The sequence below is a fragment of the Streptomyces sp. NPDC008079 genome, assembly GCF_042957385.1.
GTDB lineage: Bacteria > Actinomycetota > Actinomycetes > Streptomycetales > Streptomycetaceae > Actinacidiphila.
In genome coordinates, this window is record NZ_JBIBIC010000025.1 from 78458 (window position 1) to 103387 (window position 24930).

17 protein-coding genes and 1 pseudogene are annotated in these 24930 nt (G+C 72.0%); 2 read left to right on the forward strand and 16 right to left on the reverse strand.

Annotation, left to right across the window (positions count from 1 at the left end; translation table 11 throughout):
* Positions 1–5: 5 nt before the first annotated feature.
* Both ACFZAM_RS34410 and ACFZAM_RS34415 read right to left on the reverse strand, forming a co-directional pair.
* Positions 6–1169: a glycoside hydrolase family 88 protein gene (locus tag ACFZAM_RS34410; protein ID WP_391051868.1), complete on the reverse strand. Its 1164-nt coding sequence runs from the start codon at positions 1167–1169 to the stop codon at positions 6–8.
* 139 nt (positions 1170–1308) lie between these two features.
* Complete coding sequence (locus ACFZAM_RS34415; protein ID WP_391051871.1) at positions 1309–1722, reverse strand: hypothetical protein; 414 nt, start codon at positions 1720–1722, stop codon at positions 1309–1311.
* A 323-nt stretch (positions 1723–2045) separates the two neighbouring features.
* On the opposite strand from ACFZAM_RS34415, the gene ACFZAM_RS34420 reads away from it, so the two are divergent.
* A complete protein-coding gene (locus tag ACFZAM_RS34420) occupies positions 2046–2417 on the forward strand; it encodes a YciI family protein (RefSeq protein WP_391051873.1) in 372 nt (123 codons plus the stop codon).
* Entirely contained in the window at positions 2414–3670 is a 1257-nt protein-coding gene (locus ACFZAM_RS34425) for a DUF6596 domain-containing protein (RefSeq protein ID WP_391051876.1), read from the forward strand. The genes ACFZAM_RS34420 and ACFZAM_RS34425 overlap by 4 nt, the downstream gene beginning before the upstream one ends.
* A gap of 49 nt (positions 3671–3719) precedes the next feature.
* Here ACFZAM_RS34425 and ACFZAM_RS34430 read toward each other — a convergent pair whose 3' ends face one another.
* The 14 genes and pseudogenes from ACFZAM_RS34430 to ACFZAM_RS34495 all read right to left on the reverse strand — a co-directional run bounded on the left by ACFZAM_RS34430 (position 3720) and on the right by ACFZAM_RS34495 (position 24508).
* On the reverse strand, positions 3720–4481 hold the full coding sequence (locus ACFZAM_RS34430; RefSeq protein ID WP_391051879.1) for a TipAS antibiotic-recognition domain-containing protein: 762 nt from the start codon (positions 4479–4481) through the stop codon (positions 3720–3722).
* Between the two features lie 108 nt (positions 4482–4589).
* On the reverse strand, positions 4590–7697 hold the full coding sequence (locus ACFZAM_RS34435; protein WP_391051882.1) for a glycoside hydrolase family 38 C-terminal domain-containing protein: 3108 nt from the start codon (positions 7695–7697) through the stop codon (positions 4590–4592).
* Between the two features lie 137 nt (positions 7698–7834).
* Positions 7835–8875 carry a substrate-binding domain-containing protein gene (locus ACFZAM_RS34440; RefSeq protein WP_391051885.1) on the reverse strand — a complete coding sequence of 347 codons (1041 nt, stop codon included), beginning with the start codon at positions 8873–8875 and terminating at the stop codon, positions 7835–7837.
* A 197-nt stretch (positions 8876–9072) separates the two neighbouring features.
* The gene (locus tag ACFZAM_RS34445) at positions 9073–9342 is read right to left on the reverse strand and encodes a Gfo/Idh/MocA family oxidoreductase (RefSeq protein WP_391051888.1); all 270 of its coding nucleotides are present in this window, start codon (positions 9340–9342) and stop codon (positions 9073–9075) included.
* A 317-nt stretch (positions 9343–9659) separates the two neighbouring features.
* Positions 9660–9755 (reverse strand): annotated as a pseudogene (locus ACFZAM_RS34450) (aldo/keto reductase); the annotation flags it as partial.
* A 275-nt stretch (positions 9756–10030) separates the two neighbouring features.
* The gene (locus ACFZAM_RS34455; RefSeq protein ID WP_391051891.1) at positions 10031–10645 is read right to left on the reverse strand and encodes a TetR family transcriptional regulator; all 615 of its coding nucleotides are present in this window, start codon (positions 10643–10645) and stop codon (positions 10031–10033) included.
* Positions 10645–11493, reverse strand: coding sequence for an oxidoreductase (locus ACFZAM_RS34460; RefSeq protein WP_355343653.1), 849 nt, complete (start codon positions 11491–11493; stop codon positions 10645–10647). Before ACFZAM_RS34460 ends, ACFZAM_RS34455 begins: the two co-directional genes overlap by 1 nt.
* 124 nt (positions 11494–11617) lie before the next feature.
* Positions 11618–12853: an alpha/beta fold hydrolase gene (locus tag ACFZAM_RS34465; protein ID WP_391051894.1), complete on the reverse strand. Its 1236-nt coding sequence runs from the start codon at positions 12851–12853 to the stop codon at positions 11618–11620.
* A gap of 131 nt (positions 12854–12984) precedes the next feature.
* Positions 12985–14526 carry a glycoside hydrolase family 88 protein gene (locus tag ACFZAM_RS34470; RefSeq protein WP_391051896.1) on the reverse strand — a complete coding sequence of 514 codons (1542 nt, stop codon included), beginning with the start codon at positions 14524–14526 and terminating at the stop codon, positions 12985–12987.
* Between the two features lie 79 nt (positions 14527–14605).
* A complete protein-coding gene (locus ACFZAM_RS34475; RefSeq protein ID WP_391051898.1) occupies positions 14606–16999 on the reverse strand; it encodes a polysaccharide lyase family 8 super-sandwich domain-containing protein in 2394 nt (797 codons plus the stop codon).
* A gap of 302 nt (positions 17000–17301) precedes the next feature.
* Entirely contained in the window at positions 17302–18630 is a 1329-nt protein-coding gene (locus tag ACFZAM_RS34480) for a GDSL-type esterase/lipase family protein (protein WP_391051901.1), read from the reverse strand.
* Positions 18631–18785: 155 nt separating this feature from the next.
* Complete coding sequence (gene msrA, locus ACFZAM_RS34485) at positions 18786–19298, reverse strand: peptide-methionine (S)-S-oxide reductase MsrA (protein ID WP_355343668.1); 513 nt, start codon at positions 19296–19298, stop codon at positions 18786–18788.
* 215 nt (positions 19299–19513) lie between these two features.
* Positions 19514–20323 carry a phosphatase gene (locus ACFZAM_RS34490; RefSeq protein WP_391051905.1) on the reverse strand — a complete coding sequence of 270 codons (810 nt, stop codon included), beginning with the start codon at positions 20321–20323 and terminating at the stop codon, positions 19514–19516.
* A gap of 93 nt (positions 20324–20416) precedes the next feature.
* A complete protein-coding gene (locus ACFZAM_RS34495) occupies positions 20417–24508 on the reverse strand; it encodes a discoidin domain-containing protein (RefSeq protein ID WP_391051908.1) in 4092 nt (1363 codons plus the stop codon).
* Positions 24509–24930 lie beyond the last annotated feature (422 nt).

Consider the following 24930-nt stretch of genomic DNA (forward strand, 5'->3'; position numbering starts at 1 on the left):
CGCGATCAGGTGGCGAGCGCCGCGAGTTCGGTCCCGGCGAGCAGGAATCCGCCGACGCCGAAGTCGGCCGTGCTGTCGTACGTCACGGGCTGGCTGGAGTCCGGCCGGTCGCCGACCTTCTGGATCCAGCCGAGGGTGCCGTCGGGGTGAACCGCCGTGGCCAGCAGGCCGTTCCAGGCGCGCGCGGCGACCGGCAGATACGTGGCCCGGTCGACGAGTCCCGCGCGTACCGCGTACGCGGTGCCGTAGGCGAAGAAAACGGTTCCACTCGTTTCGGGGCCGGGGAAGTGCGCGGGGTCGGCGAGGTTGACGTTCCAGAAGCCGTCGGTGCGCTGCACCGCGGCGACCGCCCGTACCAACTCCTTGAGCGTGGCGCGGTATTCGGCGGTGTCGGCCTGATCGGCGGGCAGCGCCTTGAGGGTCTTGGTGTGCGCGGCGGCGACCCAGCCGTTGCCGCGCGACCACAGCACGGGCTTGCCCGAGGGCGAGAGGATGCCGCCGGGCAGGAAGTTCTTGTCGCGGTACCACAGCCCGGTGGCCGGGTCGTGGAGACCGGGGCCGCCCTCGGCCGACTTGGTGTGCCGGTACAGGTCGTGCAGCTTGCGGTGGTAGTTCGCGTCACCGCGCAGCACGCCCAGGCGGGCGAAGGGCGACATCGCCATGTGCAGCGCGTCGTCCCACCACCAGTCGTCGCCCTTGCCGGCCTGGTCGGTGTAGACCATGCGGTGCAGGCAGGTCTCGATCGCGGTCAGCTTCGCCGGGTCGGGTTCGATCTCGTACAGGTCCAGATACACCTGGCCCGCGCACTGGTTGTCCGCGTTGCGGGTGGTCGTGCCGCCGTTGAGGCCGTAGTTGTTCCGCTCGGCCCAGGAGCGCGCGTAGGCCAGATAGCGGGTGTCGGACGTCAGCCGGTACAGGGCGGTCAGGCCGCTGAAGAAGGTGGCGTTGGCCCACTGGTTGTTGCCGGGGTCGGCGTGGGCGCCGATCCAGTGGTCGGCGACGCGGCGCAGTGCCGTGACGACGGCCGCCCTGGAGGGCAGCACCGGGGAGGGCGGGGCGGCGGCAGAGGCCGCGGCGCGGGCGGTGGCGTGCGCGGTGGCGGGGATCGCGGTCGCGGTGGCGGTCGCGGCGAGTGCCGCACCGCCGATCAGGAAGTGGCGTCGGTCCATCGGAGTCTCCAAGTGCCGTGCGTGCTCGGTGCGCTGCGGGCATGGATGGCCGGTGGTGGCGTCGGTACGGCTCGGTTCTCGGCTCTCGATGCGGGTGACGCGCGGGTGGCGCGTACGGGACGCCCACTCACCGGCGGATTCAAGGACATGAACGATGAGTGTCCTTGTGAACTCGATGGAGCTTAGATGACCGCGCCCGCCGTACGTCAACCCCGGTCGCGCTGACTCCGGTGAGGTTCACCCCGGCGGTGAAGGCCGACCTGGCCGTGCGCACCAGCTCGGCGGCCGGACCGGGCGGGAGCCGGTCACTGGCGGCGGTGGCACCGGCGAGCGTACGGCCGACGGCGGCGGGGACCGCGTCGGGCGGCGCGCCCGACATCCGGTGCTGGACACCGCTCGCGCCGAGGTCGGCGGTCACTCGGGGCAGCGCGAGGAACAGCGAGGTCATGTCCGTCGCCACCAGCAGCGTCGGCAGGGCGAGCAGGGTCGGGCCCAGCCACTCGCGCCGGTCCGCCGGTCCACCCGGCGCATCCGTATCCCCGTTGTCCGGCATGTCCGCTCCTCCGCCGTGTCGGGTCTCTTTCCCGCACCGGTCGGAGCGGCGACGGGCTTCTTGAGGTCCGGCTGGAAGAATTTTCGGAGCGGGCCGGACCGGGCCGTATTGGAGCGGATCGGTACGGATCGAAACGTATGGACACGGATCGGAACGGGCCAGAATTCGATGCGCCGCCGATGTCAAGAAGCCGTCCGCGGCTCCGACTGTGTGGTGCACGGACCCGGAAGGGGTTCGGCGTACGGCACACACGTACGACATACGCGCGGGACGTCCGAGCAGGGCATCCGCGGACGGCGTCCACGCGGGACAGAGGAGTAGCGATGAAGTTTCTGCTGATCATGCACATGAACCCGGCGGTGTGGAACGCGCTGACCGAGGAGGAGCGCAACGAGGTCATGGGCGGCCACGACGCCTTCATCAACACGGTCACCGAGTCGGGCGAGATGATCCTCACCCAGGGCCTGGCCGACATCTCGCAGAGCGCCGTCGTGCGGGTCCGCGACGGGCAGCGGGTCGTCACCGACGGGCCGTACCTGGAGACCAAGGAGTACCTCGGCGGCTTCTACCTGATCGACTGCGAGAACCGCGAGCGCGCTCTGGAGCTCGCCGCGATGATCCCCGACGCGAAGGTGGAGGGGCTGGGCATCGAGGTGCGCCAGGTGATGTTCTCCGGTGGACAATTGGAGATGTGAGCACCGACACCGTGACCGAGGACCTGCTGCGCGAGCTGACGCCGCAGGTCCTCGGTGTGCTGGTCCGCAGGCACGGCCAGTTCGAGGAGTGCGAGGACGCCGTGCAGGAGGCGGTGCTCGCCGCGGCCGTGAAGTGGCCGGCCGACGGTGTGCCGGACCATCCGCGCGGCTGGCTGATCACCGCTGCCTCCCGCCGGCTGATCGACCAGATCCGCAGCGACCACGCCCGCAAGGCGCGGGAGACGGCCGCGGCGGCCCAGTCCCCCGAGCGGGAGGCGGGCGTCAGCCCGGGTCCCGGCGAGGACGGCGCGCCGGAGGGTGACGACACCCTGATACTGCTGTTCCTGTGCTGCCACCCGGCGCTGACGCCCGGCTCGCAGACCGCCCTGACCCTGCGCGCGGTCGGCGGTCTGACCACGGCGGAGATCGCCCACGCGTTCCTGGTGCCCGAGGCCACCATGGCCGTACGGATCAGCCGGGCCAAGCAGCGGATCAAGGCGGCGGGCAGCCGCTTCACCCTGCCCGAGGCACGCGAGCGCGAGGAACGGCTGCGGGTCGTCCTGCACGTGCTGTACCTGATCTTCAACGAGGGCTACACCGCGACTTCCGGGGCCGCGCTGCACCGCGCCGACCTCGCCCGCGAGGCGATCCGGCTGACCCGTGTGGTCGGTCGGCTGCTGCCCGACGACGGCGAGGTCGCCGGTCTGCTCGCCCTCATGCTCCTCACCGACGCGCGCCGCGCCGCCAGGACCGGGCCCGGCGGCGACCTGATCCCGCTGGACGAGCAGGACCGTACGCTCTGGGACGCCGACCTGATCGCCGAGGGCACCGCTTTGATCAGTACGGCCATGGCCCGCTCGGCGCTCGGGCCGTATCAGCTCCAGGCCGCCATCGCCGCGACGCACGCCGCCGCGGAGCGCACCGAGGACACCGACTGGCACCAGGTGCACACCCTGTACAAGATCCTGGAGCGGATCGCGCCCAACCCGATGGTCACCCTCAACCGCGCCGTCGCCCTCGCCGAGATCCAGGGGCCGCGGGCCGGGCTCGACCTGCTGGCCACCTTGGACGACGACGCCCGCGTCGAGGGCCACCACCGGCTCCATGTCGTCCGCGCCCATCTCCTGGAGCGCTCCGGCGACCTCGCGGCCGCCCGCGAGCACTATCTTCTGGCCGCGCGCGGCACGGCCAGCCTCACCGAGCGCCGCTTCCTGGAGTCCCGCGCGAGCCGTCTGAAGCCCGGCGCGCGCTGAGCGGGTGACAGCGGCGACGACCGTGCACCCGACGGGCGTCAGCGGTGGGTCAGCTCAGCCGGGCGTCGGCGTAGACCGCCATCGCGTCGCGCTGGTACTCCGCCAGCCCGGCCGCGATCTTGTCGTACGCCGAGCGGAAGCGCGGGTCGTCGGTGAACATCTGCCCCAGTCCCTTGTACGCGGTCGCGCTGGGGGTCCAGAATCCGCACAGCCATTGGTAGTGGGCATCCGTCTCGGCCTGCACCGCCGGGTCGGCCACTGGCGTGCCGGCCGCCATGAAATCGGCCATGCGGACCATCCGCGCCGTGATCTCGCGCTGCGTCCGCTCCTGGTCCTCGGCCGTGAGCGGGCCGGCGATTCGCCGGGACCGCTCGTACTCGCGCGGCCACCGCTCGCGCGCCTCGTCCTCGTAGCGCGAGGCGTCGAAGCCCTCGAACAGATTCTCCGGCCTGCTGATCTCCGCCATGTCGTCCCCGTCCTTTCCTTCCTCCAACTCCGCGATGGTGCGGCCGACCGTGCGGACCAGGGTGTCGAGCCGGTTCCGCTCCGCCAGCAGACGCCGGTGGTGCTCCCGGAGCACGGCCACCCGGTCCGCCTGTCTGTCGAGGACCGCCGCGATGTCCCGCAGGCCCAGGCCCAACTCCCGCATCAGCAGGATCTGTTGCAGCCGCAGCAGATCCCGCTGCTCGTAGGAGCGGTGCCCGTTGCGGCCGGTCCCCGCAGGGGGCAGCAGACCGATCTCGTCGTAGTACCGCAGCGTCCGGGACGTCACTCCGGACAGCCGGGCCACGTCCGCGATCGACCAGGCCATCGCCCTGCCTCCCCTCGCCGGCCGGTCGGTGCGGCCACATGGACGACCGTAGAAGTTGACGCGGCGTAAAGCGCAAGTCGACAGCGGGGGGTGCCGACGACGGGCGGGTCAGTGCTCGGCCAGGGGCGGCGCGGTGTCCTTCGAGGGGGTCAGGCGCAGCGTGACGATCTCGAACGGTCGCAGGCGCAGGTCCACGGCGCCGTCGCGGATCTCGGCGGGCGGCTGGTCGGTCAGGGGGCGTTCCAGCAGGTCGCAGGGGGTGGCGGTGTGGAGGGCGAAGCCGGGGGTGAGGGTGGTGCGGGTCCGGGCGCCGTTGGCTTCGTAGAGACGTACGACGATGTCGCCGCTCGCGTCGTCGGCGAGCTTCACGGCGCTGACGACGACGCCCTCGTGGCCGACCGTCGCCAGCGGTTCGACCGCGGCGGCGCCCGGCACGCGGCGCTCGGGCAGGTGGATGGCGTACCCCTCGCGGACGGCGTCGCCGATGGACGCGCCGGGAAGCAGGGCGTAGCGGAAGCGGTGCACGCCCTGGTCCGTCCGCGGGTCGGGGAAGCGGGGCGCGCGCAGCAGGGACAGGCGCACGGTGACGGCGGCGCCGGGGGCGCTGCCGCTTGTGGAGCGGGTGACGTCGTGGCCGTAGGTGGAGTCGGTGACCAGGGCCACGCCCCAGCCGGGCTCCGCGAGGTGCAGGAATCGGTGGTTGCACGCCTCGAAACGGGCGGCGTCCCAACTGGTGTTGGTGTGGGTGGGCCGGTAGACGTGGCCGAACTGGGTCTCGGCCGCGTAGCGGTCGGCGTGGACGTCCAGCGGGAAGGCCACCTTCAGGAACTTCTCCGTCTCGCGCCAGTCGACCTCGGTGGAGACGTCCAGGCGCTTGTGCCCGGCGGTGAGGGTGAGGTCCTGCACGGCGCGCGAGTGGCCGAACGAGCGCTCGACCCGGACGGTGACGGCGTGGGCCGTCGCGGCGGTCACCTCGACACGGTCGGCGGCGGTCAGGTCGGTGACGGTGTTGCGGTAGTACGCGTCCACGTCCCAGGCGTCCCACATGGTGGGGAAGTCGGGGTGGAGTTGGAGCAGGTTGGCCGGGCGTCCCTCGGCGAGGGTCTCGCGGTCCGCGGCGAGGTCGTGGACCGACACCACCAGGCCGCGGTCGTCGATCTCGACCCGCAGCAGGCCGTTGTCCAGTACGTGGCCGCCGCCGGGGCGGGCCGAAGCGGTGACCGTCCCGTCGACGCCGGGGTCGGCGACGGGCGCGGCGCCCCCTGCCGGGACACCGCCGCGGGTGTGCGGGGCCGCGTTGAAGACCAGGGCCCCCTCTCCCTCCTGGTCCCCCTCCCCCTCCTCGCCCCCCTCCCGCGACGGCCCACCGGCCAGGGCGAGTTGGGCGGCGTCGATGATCGACCGCAGCTCCACCGCGAGGGCGGCGTACGTCGCCTCGGCCTCGCGGTGCACCCACGCGATGGACGAGCCGGGCAGGATGTCGTGGAACTGGTGCAGCAGCACCGTCTTCCAGATCCGGTCCAACTCCTCGTACGGGTAGGGCAGTCCGGCCCGTACGGCGGCGGTCGCGGACCACAGCTCCGCCTCGCGCAGCAAGTGCTCGCTGCGGCGGTTGCCCTGCTTGGTGCCCGCCTGGCTGGTCAGCGTGCCGCGGTGCAGTTCGAGGTACAACTCCCCGACCCAGACGGGCGGTTCGGGGTACTCGGCGCGGGCCTTGGCGAAGAACTCCGCCGGGGACTCCCACTCCACCCGGGCCGAACCCTCCAGGTCGCGCAGCCGGGCGGCCTTGGCGATCATCTCGCGGGTCGTGCCACCGCCGCCGTCGCCCAGCCCGGTCGGCGCCAGCGACCGCCCGGCCATGCCCTTCTCCCTGAAGTTGCGTGCGGCGTGGGCGACTTCGCGGCCTTCCAGGCCCGCGTTGTAGGTGTCCATCGGCGGGAAGTGCGTGAAGACCTGGCTGCCGTCGATGCCCTCCCAGGCGAAGGTGTGGTGCGGGAAGGAGTTGGTGCGGCTCCAGGAGATCTTCTGGGTCAGCAGCGAACTCGACCCGGACGCCCGGATGATCTGCGGCAGCCCGGCCGCGAAGCCGAAGGTGTCCGGCAGCCACACCTCGTCGCTCTCGATGCCGAACTCGTCCAGGAAGAACCTCTTGCCGTGCACGAACTGACGGGCCATCGCCTCGGAGCCGGGCATGTTCGTGTCCGACTCGACCCACATTCCGCCGGTGGGCACGAACCGTCCGTCGGCGACGGCCTGTCGGACCCGGGCGTAGACCTCGGGGCGGTGCTCCTTGATCCAGGCGTACTGCTGCGCCTGGGACATGGTGTAGACGAAGTCGGGCTCGTCCTCGATCAGGGCCGTCATGTTCGCGGTGGTCCGGGCCACCTTGCGGACGGTCTCGCGCAGCGGCCACAGCCACGCGGAGTCGATGTGCGCGTGGCCCACCGCGCTGATCCGGTGGGCCGAGGCGTGCGCGGGCGCGGCCAGCACGTCGGCCAGCAGGGCTCGGGCCGCCTCGGCGGTGCCGCCCACGTCCTGGAGGTCGATCGCGTCGAGCGCCCGTTCCACCGCGCGCAGGATGTCCCAGCGGCGGGCCGAGTCGGCGGGCAGCTCCCGCATCAGCTCGCCCAGCACTTCGAGGTCCTGCACGAGCTCCCAGACCGTGCGGTCCAGCACGGCCAGGTCCATCCGACCCAGGACGTACTGCGGCGCGCGGCCCGCCGTCGCCTTGTCGCCCAAGGCGGTCGGGCGGAAGGGCGGGTTGTCCAGCACGATCGGGTTGGAGGCGGCCTCGACGTGCAGCAGGATCCGCTCGCCGCCGGTGACGGGGTCGCCGACGCGCACCCACTGATTGCGCGGGTTGAGGCCCTTCACCGGGGTGCCGTCCGGCCGGTAGACCAGGCCCTCGCACTGGAAGCCGGGGGTGTCCCGCTCGAAGCCGAGGTCCAGCAGCGCCTCGACGGTGCGGCCCGCCCACTCCTCGGGCACGGTACCGCTGACGGTGAGCCAGCTCGTTCCCCACGGCGGACCCCACGGCTCGCCGGGCGCGATCGGCCTGCGGGCCGCGGCGATGCCTTCGGCCACCGGGACCGGCTCGTCGGGCGCGTCCCAGATGCCGACGGTCAGCGGCACCCGCTCCCCGTACACCGCGGGGCGGACGCGCTCGTTGAGGACGCGTTCCAGGCGGGACTCGATGAGGCTGCGGTCGTCGTGCATGTACGGGCTCCGGGGTGTGGTGGGCGGCCGGGTCGAATGGCTGACGGGCGTGGCGCGGTGGAGGCGGGGCTCGGGGACCGCGAGGCTCCGGACGGGCAACGCGCCTGCTTCCGGGGCGCGTTGCCCGTGGCCCGCGGCTAGGACACGTCCCGCGCCGGGCCGCGGTCCTCCCCGTGGGCGATGATCGTGGTGCGCACCACGACCCGGCGCGGCGGCAGCGCTCCGGCGCCCTGGCGGGCCAGGCGCTCGCCGAGCAACTGGGCGGCGCGGCGCCCGATCTCGTCGGGGTCGTAGTCCACCACCAGCACCGGCACGCTGAGCACGTCGGCGAGGTCGAAGTCGTCGAACCCCGCGAGCGTCGCGCCGGCGCCGTGGTGCCGCAACGCCCAGTAGGCGCCCTGGGTGTTGTGGTTGTCGGTGGAGAACAGCGCGGTGGGCGGCTCGGGCAGCGCGAGCAGTTCGGCGGCAGCCGCCTCGGCGGAGGCGAGATCCTCCCGGCCGCGCTTGACCAGGGCGTCGTCGGGGTCGATGCCCGCCTTGTGGAGGGCCGCGCTGTAGCCGCGGTAGCGCTCGGAACCGGTGTACACCGAGGGCGGGTTGCCGAGGAAGCCGATCCTGCGGTGTCCTGCCGCCAGCAGTCGGCTGGTCGCCGCGTACGCGCCGCCGAAGTCGTCGACCAGGACGCTGTCCGCCTCGAACCCGGCCGGGGGCCGGGCGACGGTGACCACGGGCAGGGAGGTGGGCAACTCCTCGGTCAGATACGCCTGGTCGGCCCCCGCCGGGACGAGGATCACGCCGTCGACCCGGCGCGCGGAGAAGTCCCGGACGGCGTCGCGCTCGCGGCCCGCGTCACCGGCCGTGTTGGTGATCATCACCCGCAGTCCCTCCTCGGCGACCGTCGCCTCGATGCCGAGCGCGAGCCGGGCGCAGAAGGGGTTGGCGAGGGTCGTGACGATCAGGCCGATGGTGCCGGTGCCCTGTCCGTGCCGGAAGTTTCGGGCCAGAGCGTCGGGCCGGTAGCCGAGTTGCCGTACCGCGGCCTCGACGCGTGCGCGTCTGTCCGCCGACACTCCGGTGTCGCCGCGCAGGACGCGGGACACGGTCATCGCGCTGGCCTCGGCGAGGGTGGCGACCTGTTTCGTGGTCGGTGGTGCGGTGGTGAGCGGCGCGCCGGCCACGGTGGTCTCCCTCTCGGCTCGTTGACTAGAGAATAGAGGCATCGTTGTCTTCCGGAACCTCGGCCGCGTACCGCGCCGCGCCGATCAGCCCGGCTCCGGCCGGCCGGGCCGCGGGCAGCGGCGGCGGGAGGCCGGCGGGCAGCCCCCCGCCAGTGCCGGACCGATCAGGTCCCCGGAGCCGGTCATCGAACCGCCCATCACGAGCGCGGTGGCGCCGAAGCGGGGGTGAGGAAGTCGCCGTCCCAGCGCCGGTTCTGGAAGGCCGACAGGGCGCGGTTCGCGGCGTCGGCGGCGTCGGCCAGTTCCTGCGCGTCACAGGCGGTGAGCGCGAGCGGCTTGTCCACGACCACGTGCAGACCGGCCTTGAGAGCGCGCCCGGCCCGTTCGACGTGCGTCTGGTGGGGCGTGGCCACGACCGCGAGGTCGTAGTCGTCGGCCGCCGCGAACGCCGTGTCGGCGTCGGCCACCACGCGGGCGTCCGGGTGGTCGGGCCGCGGCGGCGGCGCGGGCCGGATCGGAGGTGACGATCGCCCGGACCGTGTAGTGCGGATTTGTGGCGAGCAGCGGGCCGTGGAACACGCGGCCCGCCAGGGCGTAGCCGAACAGCAGGACGCGCAGGGGGTCGGACATGGGGCTCCTCATCGGGTTCCGAGGGCTTCGAGGGCTTCGAGATGACGGCACGTCGGCCCCAGGCGGGCAGGTGTGCGGGATCGACGCGCGCGGCGATGGCGTCCACGTCGTCCCAGAGCGCGTCGGGCACCTCGGTCGCGTCGAGCGCGAGGGTCTGCTCGATCCGTTCGGGCCGCGAGGTGCCGATGACGGTGCTGGCGATCCGTGGGTCGCGGGAGGAGAAACGCACCGCCGCCGCGGCGAGCGGCACGCCGTGGTCGCGGCACGCCTCTTCGATCGCGCCGATGGCGGCGAGCAGTTCGGCCTCTCACGGTAGGGGCACCACCGCGAGCCGCCGATGCCGGTCGGCAGGATCTGGCCGCCGGACACGGGGGCGTTGACGACCCCGGCGTTCATCGACACGGCCAGGTCGATGAGCGGACCGGCGGAACGGTTGACCAGGGTCCAGCGGTTGGGGGTGAGCAGGACGTCGAAGTGTCCGGTGCGCACATGCCGTTCGATCGTCGGGAGGTCGCCGCGGACGGCTCACGCGGTCAGGCCGGCGGTGATCAGCCAGATGTGTTCGCAGGTCGCGGACGCCTCGCGCAGCTTTTCCGGGGACTCCCGCGAGGCGTGGTAGAAGGTCCGCTCGATCATCCAGCACAGGGCGCGGGCCAGGGCGGAGGACTGGTGGGGCGCGGTGCCCGGTGCGATTCCGGCGCGTTCCAGGACGGCGGTGATGGCCGTGATGAAGAGGTCCGCCGTGTGGTTCCACAGCTCGCCGATCTCGGGCACGGTCAGGGACAGGTCGATCGCGGTGCGCATGACCAGGCCGTGCGCGTTCCACAGCTCGACCGTGCGCCGCATGGCCGCCGCGACGGCCTGGCGCGGTTCGTCGGCCTGGGCGGTGGTCCTGGACCGCTCCCAAAGGTGCTCGACCGTTCTGGCCACGAGCGCGGTGACCACCTCCTGCTTGGAGCCGAAGTAGAAGTACAGCGCGGCGCGGGTGATGCCCGCGCCCTGGGCGATGTCGGCGACCGTCATGGCCTCGTGGCCCTTGGTCGCCAGCAGTGCCTCGCAGGTGTCGAGGATGGCGCGCTCCCGGACATCGCCCTTGCGTTCGGCGGTCCGGCGGCCTCGGGCGGGTTCGTGGCCTGGCATCAGAGCTGAGCGCCCTCGGCGAAGTCGGTCGTACGCGACAGCGTCTCCCATGCGCGGATGTCCTCGTCGACGGCCGTGCGCGCGGCGGCGACCAGGCGCAGCGCGTCCGAGCCCAGGACGAGGTGGGCGGGCGGCCGGTCGACCGACGCGATGTGCACGACCGCCTCTCCGGCCTTGGCCGGGTTGCCCAGTTGGTTCCCGCTGGCCTTCCGCCGCGCTTCGCGGATGGGGGTGAACAGCTCGTCGTAGTCGTCGACGGACTGCTCGGCGCGCGTCATGGACCGTCCGGCCCAGTCGGTGCGGAAGGAGCCGGGCTCGATCGCCGTCACATGGATCCCGAACTGTGCGACCTCCTTGCCCAGCGCTTCGAGGATGCCTTCCAGGGCGAATTTGCTGCCGCAGTAGGCGGACATGCCGGGCACGGCCATGAGCCCGCCCATGGAGGTGACGGCCATCAGGTGTCCGCGGCGACGGCGCCGCATGGGGGGCAGCGCGGCCCGCAAGGTGGCCACGGCTCCGAACACGTTGACCTCGAACTGCCGCCGCACCTCGGCCAGCGGCGTCTCCTCGAAGGTGCCCTCCAGGCCGTAGCCGGCGTTCGCGACGACGACGTCCAGCGGGCCGACGCTCCGCTCGACCTCGGCGACCACGGCCGTGACGGCGTCGCCGTCGGTCACGTCCAGGACGCGGCCGTGCGCGCGCCCGGATTCCAGCTCCTCGAAGGCCCGCAGGTCCTTCTCCGAGCGGACGGTGCCGACGACGGTGTGCCCGGCTGTCAGCGCGGCCCGGGCGAAAGCGCGCCCGAGGCCCGTGCTGACGCCCGTGATGAGCCAGTTCCGCGTCTCCATGTGCTCCTCCTCGGCGGTCACGCGGGGAGTCGACGTCCTCCCACATCGAAAAGTCTACACCGTGTCGATTTTTATCACCGCTGTGTCAATTCTGCCGTCCGGGGAGGGAGCGACCTTCCGGCGCTCAGGGCCTGCGCGTGCGGAAGGTGCCGCGGAGGTCGGTGACCCAGGCGTCGGGGTTCTCCCAGGGGATGAAGTGGCCGCCGTGGTCGTGGGCGTTCACGTTGACGTGGTGGAACCAGCGGGACTGCGGGCCGGTCTTGAACGCCTGGACGCGGTCGGCGGCGGAGTGAACGCCGGGCGGGTTCTCGTACGTCACGAAGGTGAGGCCGACCGGGGCCTCGACGGCCGGGGTGCGGTCGTGGGCGGGGGTCCAGGGGTAGCGGTTGGCGTTGGCGTAGTACCGCATCGACGTGGCGATGGAGTTGTTGACCCAGTAGATCGTGGCATGGGTGAGCAGGTCGTCCTTGGTGAAGACGGATTCGAGGTCGCCGCCGTTGTCGCTCCAGGCGTTCCAGCGTTCGAGCAGCCAGGCGAGCAGTCCCGCGGGTGAGTCGCTCAGCCCGTGGGCCAGGGTGGCGCCGTCGAGCATGTGCGCCACCAGGTGGGTCGCCGAGCGGCGGTCCTGTTCGATGATGCGGGCGCGGATGTCGGCCGGCTGGTCGTCGGTGAGGGGCCGGTTCCGGGCGAAGTCCCAGGCGCGGGGGCCGGTGAAGAAGTCGAGGGGCAGCCCCGAGCCGATGTGAATGCCGTACAGCTCGTCGGCGTACTTGTGGCCGAGCTGGCTGGTGACGATCCCGCCGATGTCGCAGCCCCCGGCGGCGTACTTCTCGTATCCCAGGGTCCGGGTCATCAGGGTGTGCCAGAGGTCGGAGACCTTCCAGAAGTTGACGTCGGGGAAGCCGGTGAGCGGGCCGGGGAAACCGAAGCCGGGCAGGGACGGCACGATCACGTCGAAGGCGTCGGCGGGGTCGCCGCCGAAGGCGGCCGGGTCGGCGAGCGGGTCGATCACCTTCGACCAGTGCCAGAACGTCCACGGCCAGCCGTGGGTGAGGATCAGCGGGATCGGGCGGGGGCCGCGCCCCGGCTTGCGCAGGAAGTGCACGGGGACACCGGCGACCTCCACCTGGTAGTGCTCGTAGGCGTTGATGGCGCGCTCGGCCGCCCGCCAGTCGTAGCCGTCCTTCCAGTAGGCGACCAACTCCCGCAGATAGCTGGCCGGGACGCCGTACGACCAGTCCTCGTTCCCCTCGTCCAGCGGCGGACGGGTCAGTTCGAGACGGGTGCGCAGGTCGTCGAGGACGCGGTCGGCCACATGGATCGCGGTGGGCTCCAGCGCGATGGGGTGCGCGGTGGTCATGGCGTCGTTCCTTCACCGGGTCGAGGAGAGCTGTGCCGTCGGCCTGTCGGGCCGACGGTCGTAGCGTTCCAGAACCGGGAACGGCGCTCCACCGCCACTCCCCCGCCGCGGATCTGCTCGCAGGAGCCGGTTCAGCCGTTGACCTGCTCGAAGAAGTAGAGGAAGGCGCCCAGCCCGTGGAAGTCGTTCGTGGCCCGGGACCGGGCGGTGTAATACGCGTAGTCCCCGACATTGGTGCCGACCGAGATCGAGGTCAGATACGTCAGACCGTCGCTGTGCAGGGAGATCCGGTCCAATGCGCCGCGCTTTCCGGCGTCCACCGTGGCCTGGTACGCGGCGGCCGGGACGTATCCGCGCTTGATCGCCGCGTCGGCGGTCAGGGTGAACATCGCCGAGCACGACGTCTCGGTCCAGTTCCCCGCGCTGCTCCCCTTGTCCACGACCTGGAACCACCGCCCGCTGGCCGGGTCCTGGTAGGCGGCGATGCCGCGCACCAGATCGCGTACGGTCGCGGTCAACTGGGCGCGCAGCGGGTGGTCGGCCGGGATCAGGTCGAGGATCTCGGTGGCGGCGACGCCGTACCAGCCGACGGCGCGGCACCAGTATTCGGAGGACAGGCCGCTGGTCGGGTCGGACCAGGTCGCCGCCTTGGACGCGTCGTAGGCGTGCTTCAGCAGCCCGTTCGCCTGTTGCAGATGGCCGGCGTAGACCACGAGCTGCTTGGCCGCGATGTCGTAGGACTGCGCGCTGTCGCCGATGTACCTGCCGTACTGCGCCATGAAGGGGTCGGCCATGAAGGTGCCGTCGGACCAGAGCTGGTTGGCCCGGTCGGCGCTGTTGGCGTGCCAGAAGCCGCCGTCGCTCGTGGTCGGGTACCCGGCGCCGGGCAGCAGCCGGTCATGGATCTGCTTGGCGGCCAGGCCGTACTTGGCCTCACCGGTCTCGCGGTACAGGGCGATCATCACCTGACCCGGCATCATGCTGTCCAGGCTGTTGAAGGTGATGCCGATGTGCCCCGAGGCGTCCACGAAGCGGTCGGCCCACGCCTTGATGTACGCGATCAGGGCCGCCCGGCGCGCGGGGTCCGCGGTGTGCCGGGCGACCTGGTACTGCCCCATCAGGTAGAGCGCGACCGGGTAGCTCCAGCCGCCGACGGTCGCGGGGGTGTAGCGCTCCATGGTGGAGTCGACCAGTGCGTCGGCCCAGTCCGTGCTCCGCGGGTCGGAGACGGTCAGCGAGTCGAGGTTGGGCAGGCCGCCCGCCGTGGCGCCGGTCACGCGGATCGCGTTGGTTCCCGCCCGCAACGTCACCGGTATCCGGGTGACGGCCCAGGTGTTCCAGTCCGCGGTCGCGGCGAAGGCCGGTGCGGAGATCACCGCGCCGTTGACGCTGACGGTGCCGGCGCGTCCCTCCCCCGTCCCGTTCGCGTGGCGCAGGGCCAGCGCGAAGCCGCCCGCGGCCGGTGCGCTCACGCTGAACTCGACGTACGCGCCTGCCTCGTTGGCGGTGTTGACGAAGCCGGTCCCGGTGTATCCCAGGTGGTCGCGGTCCACCGTCCCGTGGAAAACCGTGGCGTTCTCCGCCTCGTAGAGCGATGACGCGGCGTGCGCCGAGCCCGACGTCACGCCGTAGCTCGCGACGAGCATGCCGATCACCACTGCTAAAGCCCTCATGCGCATGTGCGACTTCCTTATCTCGCGGGCCGACGGGCCGACGGGGTGCCGGGCCGACGGGGTGCCGGGCCGACGGCTGTCAGACGGTGAAGCGTGCGACGAAGGTCTTTCCGGCCGCTCCCGTGACCGCTACCGAGAGGCGGAGGTCAGGTGTCGTGGCGAGGACCGTCACCCCGGGGTCGACGGAGGTGGCGGCCGAGACGGCGCCGTCGACGGTGACGACGACCGACCCGGTGAGCTGCTGGGTCGGGTCGCTCACGGCCACGCTGAGCGTTCCGTTCGTCCGGTGCGTGACGACCGAGGCGGTCCTGTCGACCTGGATTCCGGCGGCCTTGGGCGCTCCGGCCTGCCAGACGTTGGCCATGGCCACGCCGGAGCCGGAACGGCTGACGGCCTGCACGGCGGCGGTGTTCGAGGCGACGGTCACGTCGTTCGACGCGGCGAACGCCGAGGTCTGGGCCGAGGTGGCGGCGGGCAGTTGGATGTAGCGGTAGCTGCCCGCGGTCGGGCTCACGCCGTGGTCAACCCACATGGTGACGAACCTGCGGGTGTACGCGGCGGTGTCGTCGTAGACGCCGCGGTGGTCCATGTCGGTCCACTTGCCGGTGCGGTCCTGGCGCAGGAGGGTGACGTGGCCGCCGACCGGGAAGACATAGCCGCCGAGGTTGTCCACGAAGATCGACCGCGGCTGGACCACCGTCGGCGTGTTGCTCGGCGTGGACAGGACAACGTTGCCATCGACGTGGATGTTCGCCTGCCCGTTGGGGCCGGTGTTGCGGTTCTCGATGACCGACTCGATCGTATGGCCGTCGTCGCTGGTGATCCCCGCGCCCAGGCAGATGACGATGTCGTCGACGCAGAACCACGACTTGTGGCCCGTGAGGGTCTGGACGGCGAACGACAGCCCCATACCGGCGGCCACGTTCCCGTCCAGCAGCGCGCCGCCCGCCCAGGTGTTGGTCGAGCCGCGGTTCGCGCCGAGCGCGAGGGTCTTGGTGTCGAGCGTGACCCCGGGCAGCCGGTACTTGTCCGCGGCCGGCCAGTACCCGTTCACCCAGTGACCGGGCTGCGTGGGCAGATACAGGTACGTGGCGCCCTCACCGGTGTACCAGCCCTGGAGGTTCTCGTTGTTCGCGGACTCGTACGGCTTGATCCGCGTGCTGTCCATCGCGATGCCGAAGGCGAACGTGGGCCGCCGGTGCACGATCCGCGCCATCGAGGTCGACACGACGGAGGTGGTGGACTCCGCCGCCGCCGGTATGGCGCTGTCGGCGACGACGGCGCGGCCGAGCGCGATGGACGAGATCCGCACCTGTTCGAGCGGCGCCGCGTCGAAGGCGAAGAAGTCCTGGTAGGTGTCCGCGCCGATCCAGCCCTTGGCCTGCGACCGGACGGTGAGCGCCTGGTCGGCCGGGAAGACGCGGGCGAGTTGGAGCAGGGTGGCGGTGGTGAGGCGGCCGATACGGTGGTCGGTCTCGTAGAAGCGGGAGAGCGCGCGTCCGCGCACCATGTCCATGAACGCCCCGCGGTAGATCCACGGCCGGTAGTTCGCCTGCGTCCAGGTGAAGACGCGCTGCACCTGGTCCGTTGTCGCCGCCCACGGGGTGCCCTGCACGGTGACCAGCAGGTAGGTCAGGTACTGGAGCAGCGACACCCCGTAGGAGCCGTTGTAGGCGTAGACCGCGTGCTGGATGAAGCCGCCGTCGGGGTAGAAGCCGTCGCCGCCGGTGCTGTACGGGAAGAGGTGCGCGATCGCCGCCATGGCGCTGTCGATGACGGCCGCGTCCTGGCTCAGCGCGCCGCGCACGGTCGCGATGGCGCAGTTCCAGTTGAGGTTGGCGCCGGTGGCCGTCCCGCCGTTGACCTTCGTCGGGTCGGGCGCGTAGCGGGTGATCGCGGCCATCGCGGTGGAGATCTGGCTCGCCGAGAGGTGGTCGTACAGGGCGACGCAGGTGTCGTTGAGGGCCAGCGGTATGCCGATCTCGAAGTCCCACCAGTTGTCGTACCGCGCGGTGACGCCGTACTTGTGGGCGAGGAACCAGTCGAGCGCGGATGTGAGGTCCGCCAGGAGCGTCGCGTTGCCCGCCAGCGACGAGCCCGGCGAGGCGTAGGCGAGGGCGAGTTGGCGCAGCCGTCCGATCACGTCGCGCTGGACGGCCGAGACGGTGGAGCTGTTCAGGTCCGCCCACAGGTAGGTGCGGGAGTTGGCGGTGTTCAGCGTCGACCACAGGCCGTTCGCCGTGTCGGCCATCGCCTGCGCGTAGGCGGAGATCACCTGGTCGGAGGCGTCGTAGCTGCCGATCAGCGTGGTGCCCCACTGGGTGCGGACCGTCGCGAAGTCCGAGGCCGTCGCCGCGGCGGCGCGGCTGGGCGCGGCGCCTGCGGTGCCGAGGAACCACGCGGGGGCCAGCGCGGCGCCGGCCAGCAGGGCGGAGCGACGGGTGAGGCCGCGGGACGAGTGGTCAACGGACATGGAGCACCCTCACGGTTGGGGGGGAGGACATCGGCCACGGGAGCGGCGCGGCCGATCGGGAGACGCTCGGCGCCGTGAGGGATCGTGGCTTCCGGATTCCCGGAAGTCAAGGGATAATACGTATTAGTACGGGGCTCGGCGCCGACCGCCGCACGCCCGACGGCCGGTCAGCGATCCGCCCAGGACGGCTCGGTGGCGTGACGGGGCGGCCGTGCCGGAGTGCCGGGCACGGGTCGCTCAGGGCCGGGGCCGGGCACGTCCTGCCGCCGTGCGCCGTGGCCGCCGAGCCGTACGGGGACGGCTCAGCGGAACAGGTCGAGCGGAACGGCGGCGGCCATCGCGGTGTGGCCCGCGTCGTTGGGGTGCAGGCCGTCGCCGCTGCTGTACGCGGCGGCCAGCTTGTCCGGGTCGGCCGGGTCGGCGGTGACGCGGGCGAAGTCGATCACGGCGTCGTACGCGCCGCTGGTGCGGATCCAGTCGTTGACGGCGTTCCGCTTCTCGCCGTTGGCCTGGCTCCAGAAGCCGAAGGTGTCGTCCTTGAAGGGCATGATCGTACCGCCGATGGCGATCAGGCCCGCGGCGTGCGCGCGCGCCGCCAACTGCCCGTGCCCGGCGATCAGTTGCTCGGCCGTCACCGTCTCGGACAACGGCGCCACGGTGCCCGGGTGGCCGAGGTCGTTCACGCCGATCAGGGTGATGACGTACGCCGCCGCGGGCTGGGCGAGCACGTCGCGGTCGAAGCGGCGCAGGGCGCTCGGTCCGAAGTTGAGCGCGTACGCCTCGGCCGGGTCGCCCGCGGGCGGATTGGGGTCGTGCAGCAGGCGGTTGCCGGAGATGCCCGCGTTCACCACCGCGCGGTCGGCGGCCGGGCGGGCCGACCGCAGCCGCGCGGCGAGCTGGTCCGGCCACCGCAGATCGGCGCCGACGGTGCTCTTGCCGCCGTCGGTGATCGAGTCCCCGAGCGCGACGATCGCGGACGCCTGCCGTCCGGCCCGGACGCTGACACCGGAGACGAGATACACCGCCTGCGGCTCGGCGGTCGGCGTCACCGTCGTCGCGCCGGTGACGTTGCCCGCGGCCACGGCGTTCTTCTGGAGGGCGTACGCGTGCAGGCTGGTCGCGGCCGTACGCTCCGGCAGGTAGAGGCTCACGACCAGGTCGGCGCCGCCGGGCAGGGCCAGGTCGACGGGATCGCTGACGGCCGGGGCCCCGGCCGGGATCAGGACGGACCCGCTGCCGCCGAACGTCACCCGGCGGTCGGTGGCCGGGACGATCGCCGTGCCCTGCGTTCCCGCGCGGCGGGCGACCCGTACCTCGCCGATGGACGCGGCGCTCTCACCGAATTCGTTCGTCAGCCGTAACCGGAGCGCGGAGCCGCCGAGGCTCAGACGCAGCACATGGCGGACCGTCTGGTTCTCCAGGTGGACGACGGCGGCCGTCGGCGCGGCGTTCGGCGACCCGGCCCAACTGCCGACCCACTCGGCCCCCGGGCCACCGGGGCGCGCGTGTGCGGGCTCCGCGGAGGCCAGGGATCCGGCGCCGGCCGCCGCCGCGGAGGCGGCGCCCGCGAGCAGCAGAGCCCTTCGCCCCATGGCGCGCCCCGGCGTGCCGCCCGACGATGAACCCGACATCTGGCCTCCCGGATACGAGTCGCCGCGCGCACTGTATGCGCCACGGTCCGACGCTATCAATGGGACGTCGGACGGCCGGCGGGGAAAGGCCGGATGCGGTTAACCAGCGGTGCCGGGCGTGCCGGGCGTGCTGAGTTTGCTGGGCGTGCCGGGCGTCAGTCCTTGGTACGGGCGGGCAGGCGCCAGCCGGGGCGTACGTAGTGGCAGGTGTAGCCGTCGGGGTAGCGCTCCAGGTAGTCCTGGTGCTCGGGCTCGGCCTCCCAGAAGGTACCGGCGGGCGACACCTCGGTGACGACCTTGCCGGGCCACAGGCCGGAGGCGTCGACGTCGGCGATCGTGTCCTCGGCGACGCGCTTTTGCTCGTCGTCCTCGTAGAAGATGGCCGACCGGTAGCTGAGGCCCATGTCGTTGCCCTGGCGGTTCTTCGTGCTCGGGTCGTGGATCTGGAAGAAGAACTCCAGCAGCGCCCGGTAGTCGGTCCGCTCCGGGTCGTAGGTGATCTCGATCGACTCGGCGTGGGTGCCGTGGTTGCGGTACGTGGGGTTCGGCACGTCGCCGCCCGCGTATCCGACCCGGGTGTCCGTCACGCCGGGCAGGCGTCGGATCAGGTCCTGCATGCCCCAGAAGCATCCGCCGGCGAGGACGGCCTTCTGTGTCTGAGCGGTCATCTCAGTCCTCCTCGTGTTCCTTGGCGGAAACACACGGCGGACGCCCCGTGTTCCGGGGCGTCCGCGGCGGTCTCTGCGGTGCTTCGGGCACCCACGGGAAGCCTACTGGCCGTGGGCGGCCGGTGGGTCCCGCCGGGGCGACGCGGCTGCGTTCCGCGGGGTCGTACGGGGCGGGTCGCGGTCGTACCGGCGCGTCGTACGGGCTCGCGCGGGTCTCAGGCGGTGAGCCCGGCCTCCGACAGCAGATAGGCGGTCATCGGCTCGTACGCCTGCGGGTCCACCACGTGGTCGTCGAGCGGGACGGTCACCGCGATGGTGCCCTCCGCCTCGCCGAGGAAGAGCGCCGGATCGTTGCAGTCGGCGAAGGCGACGGTCCTGATCCCGCGCTGGCCCGCGCGGCCCGCCCAGCCGTGGTCGGCCACCACCAGGTCGGGCAGCGGCTCGCCCGCGGCGGTCAGCGCGTCGAGAATGGCCGACATCGGCTGCGGCGCGTGGGTGTGCCACAGGGTGGCACCGTCCTCCAGCACGGCGACGCTGCCGAACTGACGGACGTCGCCGTAGGAGTCGTCGTCGCCCTCGGTGGTGGACAGGCCCTTGGGAATGGCGACGACGGTGGCACCGGCCGCGCGCAGCGCCCCCGCGATGGCCTGGTGCACATCGAGCAGCCCGCCGGGGTGCCCGGTGGCGACCAGCACCCGCCACCGCTGCCGGGCCGCCTCCCGCAGGACGGCCGCCATCCGGTCGAGTCCTTCCACGGTGAGCCGCGCGTCGATGGTGTCCTGACCCTGGAGGTGTCCGGGGTCGGCCACCACGCCGACGCGCTCGGCCATCACGGCCAGCACCGTCTCCTCGGTCCACCGCTCCCCCAGCTCCAGTCCCAGCCAGAAGCGCCGGTTCCCCTTCACCAGCTCGCTGTAGTGGCGCAGATTCCCCTGCCGCGGGGTGGCGACGTCCCCGGCGATGCGGGTCCGTCGCAGATGGTCGATCAGCTCGTCACGCGAAAAACGTATGTCCACCGAATCCATGCCCCCATTCTCCGTGTCCCCCGCCGTCCGCCGACGGCGGGGGTAGGACTGACCTGCGGATTCCCCCGCCGCCGCCCGCCTCGCGTCCCGGGGTCAGGGGCGGGTGAGGGTGGTGGGGGTGGTGTAGGACTCGGCGCGCAGGGCGGGGCGGGAGGAGGGGAGGGCGGCGGCGGGGAAGGTCAGGGTGAGGGTGCGGGACTCGCCGGGCAGCAGCCAGAGGTAGTTGTCGCTGTAGAGGGTGGGCAGGACGCGCTCGCCGGTGTGGTCGTCGAGGAGCGACAGCCGGACCATGGCGGCGACGGCGGAGCCGCGGTTGCGGACGGTGGCGGTGAGGCTGCGGCGGGCGCCGGAGTGGGTCAGGCGGCCGAGGTCGGTGGACAGGCGGGTCTGCTTGGCCTTGTTCAGGGCCCGCATGTCCTTGGTGTCGCGGTAGCGCCAGTAGGTGTTCTCGGACAGCACGCGGCCGAGCGGGTCCTCCAGGCGGAGCCGGAGCAGGTGGAAGGACGGCAGGGTGTCCATCCGGTCGGCGGTGAAGGCGGTGACCGACGACGACGGGGCGATGTTCACCAACTTGCGCTGTTCCGGGACGAGCCGGCGGCCGTCGAGGTCGTAGTAGTTGGCCGTCACCCGGGCGCCGGTGACCGTGTGCGGGGTGTGGTTGACGGCGATGACCTGCCACTTGTCGGGGTCGGCCTGGACGTGCAGCGCCTCGCACGCCTTGCGGGCCCCGTAATAGGTGCCGTTGACGTCGAAGTCGTAGTCGTAGGTCTGCCACACCGTGCTGTGCCACGCCGGGTGGGACATCCACAGCATCAGGCCGCTGGCGTCCTTCCACAGGTTGGCGTTCCACGCCTCGAACATGGCGCGGGTGTTCTCGTAGTTGACGAACTGCGCCTTGCGCGCGAAGTCGTCGAGGCCGGTGGCGGTGTCGAGGCGGGCCTCGATGGCGGCCTGGTAGTTCTGCGGCGCCTGATTCCCGCGCGTGCTCCAGTCGTGGTAGTACCAGGCCGCGCCGACCGGCCACTCCGGCTCGTCGCCGACGAGATTGCGCATGCTGGCGGCCGTGGACACCACCGGCATGCCGATCTCGGTGTGGAAGCCGAAGCTGCCGCTGCCGTACGTGGACGGCGCGTAGTAACGGGCGGGCTCCACCCATCCGTAGGGGCCGCCGCCGGTGATGATGCCGCCCGCGGAGTTGTTCTGGTACATCACGCCGGGCGCCTCGGAGGTGACGGCGTCGCGCATGCCGGTGTCGATCGCGGCGGGCGGATTGCCCTCGTTGGCCCCGCACCACACGACGACGCTGGGGTGGACGCGGTAGCGCCGTACGGTGTCGCGCGCCAGGTCGTTGTACGCCTGGTGGTCCGGCGGGTCCATGCCCCACGCGTTGGGGAAGTCGTTCCACACCAGCAGGCCGTGCTCGTCGCAACTGGCGAAGAACTCCTCGCGGTTGCTGCTGGCCACCCAGTTGCGGATCATCGTGAAGTTCATGTCGCGGTGCATCCGCACGGCGGCGTCCATCCGCGCGGCGGGCATCCGGCGCAGCAGTTCGTCCCAGCCCCAGTTGCCGCCGCGGCAGAAGACCCGGACGCCGTTGACGCTGATCTTCAGCGGTTCGGGCGTGTTGTCGACGGACTTCACGTCCGTCCAGGTCTTCGCGTCGGCGGACACCTGGATCGTGTACGTCTTCGGGTAGGCCGCTTCCCACACGATGACGACGCGGTCGAAGCTCTGGGCCGAGCCGAGGTCGACCTGGATCCACTGGTTGTCCAGATACTCCGACGACCAGCGGGAGTTGGGGTCGCCGTCGGTGGCGTGGGACGCCGGGCTGCCGGAGTCCTCGGAGGAGGCGCTCGCGGTCTTGTGGAGTGCGAGGTCGGTGCCGGGCCTGGCGCTGTCGACCACGGAGAGCGTCCACAGCGAGTTGCCCCAACTGGTCGCGCGGGCACCGCCGTTGATCCGGACATAGCGGGCGGTCACCGCGCTGAAGTCCTCGGTCTGGAGGCTGGCGTCGCCGCCGTTGAAGGGCAGCGGGACCGCGGAGTTGTCGACGGACTTCGCGTCGGTCCAAGCCGAGCCGTCGGCCGAGACCTGGACCACGTACGTGCGCGCGTACGCCTGTTCCCACGTCAGGTCGACGCGGTCGAAGGCGACTTGGGCGCCGAGGTCGACCTGGACCCACTGGTCGTCCTCGAAGGACGAGGACCAGCGGGTGCCCTGGTCGCCGTCGGTGACGTTGCCCGGCTGGTGGTCGTCCTCGTCGACCGACGAGGCGGTGGCCGTCTTGCGCAGCGCGAGGTCGGTGCCGGGCGCGGCGCTGTTGACCACCGACAGGCTCCACAGCGACGAGCCCCAGGCGGTGGCGCGGGTCAGGCAGCGCACCCGTATGTACCGCGCGGTCCGCGCCCCGAGGTCGACGGACTGGGTGTACGCGTCGCCGCCGGCGGTGAAGGGCAGCGGCACGGCGAATTCGTAGCCGAACTGCCGGATGCCGAACCGGGTGGTGCGCCGGTCGCTGGTGCGGCCGTCGACGGTCGCGGTCAGTGTCAGGTCGTGCAGGGCGGCCTCGCCGTAGCCGTTGGGCCACCACAGCTTGGGGTTGCGCAGCCGCAGTTTGCCGTACACGGACGGGGTGAAGGTGACGTCCTTGCCGCCGCCCGCGGGCACGGTGACCGTCTGGGTCACCTCGACGTCGTCGAAGGCGGCGGTGACGGTGACGCGCCGCTCGGTGGTGTCGGCGTTGCGCACGGGGACGACGATCGTCACCTCCGCGCTGCGGGTGTCGGGCAGGTCGGGCAGGACGGTGTCGACGCGGGGGTCGCCGATGACGGCGTGGCCGGTGGAGCGCAGCCGTACGTGGTTCCAGATCCCGGAGACGCGGTCGCGTACGGCGGGCATCCAGTCCCAGCCGGAAGAGGCCAGGTAGGTGGGCGAGTTGCGGTTCATCATGGTGGCGCCCGCGTCCACGAAGGCCAGTCCGGCCGCCCCCTTGTCGCCGGGGCTGCCGGGGAACGGCATCGGGGTGATCTTCACGGCGAGGGCCTGTTCGCCGCGGGCGGTGAGCAGCGCCGTCACGTCGTGGGCGGAGCGGGCGAAGGGGTAGGTCAGGCCGCCGACCCGCTTGCCGTTCAGCCAGATATCCGCGGTGTGGTTGACGCCGTCGAACTCCAGCCAGATGTGGCGGCCCGAGCCGGTCGTCAGGTTACGGGGCAGCTCGAAGCCGCGCCGGTACCACCACGAGTGGCGGGACAGCGCCTCGGGGATGTGCAGGTTGTTCAGGCCGGACACGGGGTCGGGCAGATGGCCCTGTTCGACCAGTGAGGCCAGGACCGTGCCGGGCACGGTCGCGGGCAGCCAGCGGCTGGTGTCCACCGACGGGCGGGACAGGTCGGCGCCCTCGCCGCCCGCCCAGTCGTCCATGGTCAGCGTCCAGCCGGACTCCAGCGGCACTGTGCCGTCGGCGGCGGTCTTCAGCGCGGGGGCGTGGTGGTGATGGGTGCCCCAGTCGGTCCAGCCGGTGGCGGCGGGGCGGTGGGCGCGCGAAGTGCCGTACACCGCGAAGCCGTTGAGGCCCAGCGGGTTGGCGTTGGAGCGCTTGCGCACGGTCAGCCGCACCCAGCGCGCGGTGACCCTGCGGTCCAGCGCGATGTCCACGACGCCGCCGGTGCCCGAGGTGGTCCGGTACACGGTGGTCCAGGCGTGCTGGTCGCGCGAGGTCTCGATGACGAAGTCCACCGCGCAGCTCGACAGGATCTCCTGCCCTGTGGTGCTGTCGCGCGGATTGCCGCTGTCGGAGGGGGTGAAGACCGGGTCGTTGACCGTGGCCTCGAAGGTCAGCTTCACGGAGTCGACCTCGCAGTCCGCCTGGAGGTCGACACAGATCCACTGCGGGTCGCCCGCCGCGGCCCGCCAGCCGGTGCCGCGTACGCCGACGGTGCCGATCCCGTCGACCGCGAATTCGCCGGGCGTGGGCGCGTAGTCCGTGGACGACACGGTGATCGGGCGGTAGGCGGCGAGTTCGGCCCGCGCGGCGGCGGCCCCCGACGGCGCCGCGGGCCCGGCGGCGGGGGCCGGGGTGGAAGCGGAGGCAGCCGTGGGAAAGGCGGTGCCCAGGCCGAAGCCCGCCAGGAGGGTGGAGCCGGTGGCGACGATCCTTCGCCGGGAAAGGTGCGGCTGATCCGACATGTTCAAAAAGTCCAATCCCACGTGAGCCGACGGAACGATCGGCCCGGCTCTCAACTCGGATGACAACGTTGCCATAGGCTGTAATCCCTACCGGCTTCTGTCAAGACCTGCCGCGATGTCCGAATCTCCGACACGGATGGAAAAGGGGATGAGCGGCGAGCGAGGGACCGCTGTCGAGCGATGCCGACACGCGACGTGAGCTGGCCTTTCCGCCCCCGGAGGGGCGGCGCCGCCCGTGCGTACCGGCCGCCCGCGAACGGCACGCCTTCGTGCGGATTCGCGGGAGCCGCCGCCCCTCCCCTGCGCGCGGTCCGACCGGGCGGCGCCGCCCGCGGGGGCCCCGCCCGGCCGGACCCCCGGCCCGGGGGCCAAGGCGGCCGGGGGCGCGCGGGGGCGGGGCGCGGGCCGCTCGTGCGGGGGGT

Excerpts from the sequence above, each read along its gene's own strand:
- ACFZAM_RS34480 (WP_391051901.1), bottom strand. The coding sequence starts at position 18,630 with ATGTCGGGTTCATCGTCGGGCGGCACGCCGGGGCGCGCCATGGGGCGA.
- msrA (WP_355343668.1), bottom strand. The coding sequence starts at position 19,298 with ATGACCGCTCAGACACAGAAGGCCGTCCTCGCCGGCGGATGCTTCTGG.
- ACFZAM_RS34495 (WP_391051908.1), bottom strand. The coding sequence starts at position 24,508 with ATGTCGGATCAGCCGCACCTTTCCCGGCGAAGGATCGTCGCCACCGGC.
- ACFZAM_RS34430 (WP_391051879.1), bottom strand. The coding sequence starts at position 4,481 with ATGGCCTGGTCGATCGCGGACGTGGCCCGGCTGTCCGGAGTGACGTCC.
- ACFZAM_RS34415 (WP_391051871.1), bottom strand. The coding sequence starts at position 1,722 with ATGCCGGACAACGGGGATACGGATGCGCCGGGTGGACCGGCGGACCGG.
- ACFZAM_RS34410 (WP_391051868.1), bottom strand. The coding sequence starts at position 1,169 with ATGGACCGACGCCACTTCCTGATCGGCGGTGCGGCACTCGCCGCGACC.
- ACFZAM_RS34490 (WP_391051905.1), bottom strand. The coding sequence starts at position 20,323 with ATGGATTCGGTGGACATACGTTTTTCGCGTGACGAGCTGATCGACCAT.
- ACFZAM_RS34460 (WP_355343653.1), bottom strand. The coding sequence starts at position 11,493 with ATGGAGACGCGGAACTGGCTCATCACGGGCGTCAGCACGGGCCTCGGG.
- ACFZAM_RS34455 (WP_391051891.1), bottom strand. The coding sequence starts at position 10,645 with ATGCCAGGCCACGAACCCGCCCGAGGCCGCCGGACCGCCGAACGCAAG.
- ACFZAM_RS34435 (WP_391051882.1), bottom strand. The coding sequence starts at position 7,697 with ATGCACGACGACCGCAGCCTCATCGAGTCCCGCCTGGAACGCGTCCTC.
- ACFZAM_RS34465 (WP_391051894.1), bottom strand. The coding sequence starts at position 12,853 with ATGACCACCGCGCACCCCATCGCGCTGGAGCCCACCGCGATCCATGTG.
- ACFZAM_RS34470 (WP_391051896.1), bottom strand. The coding sequence starts at position 14,526 with ATGAGGGCTTTAGCAGTGGTGATCGGCATGCTCGTCGCGAGCTACGGC.
- ACFZAM_RS34420 (WP_391051873.1), top strand. The coding sequence starts at position 2,046 with ATGAAGTTTCTGCTGATCATGCACATGAACCCGGCGGTGTGGAACGCG.
- ACFZAM_RS34475 (WP_391051898.1), bottom strand. The coding sequence starts at position 16,999 with ATGTCCGTTGACCACTCGTCCCGCGGCCTCACCCGTCGCTCCGCCCTG.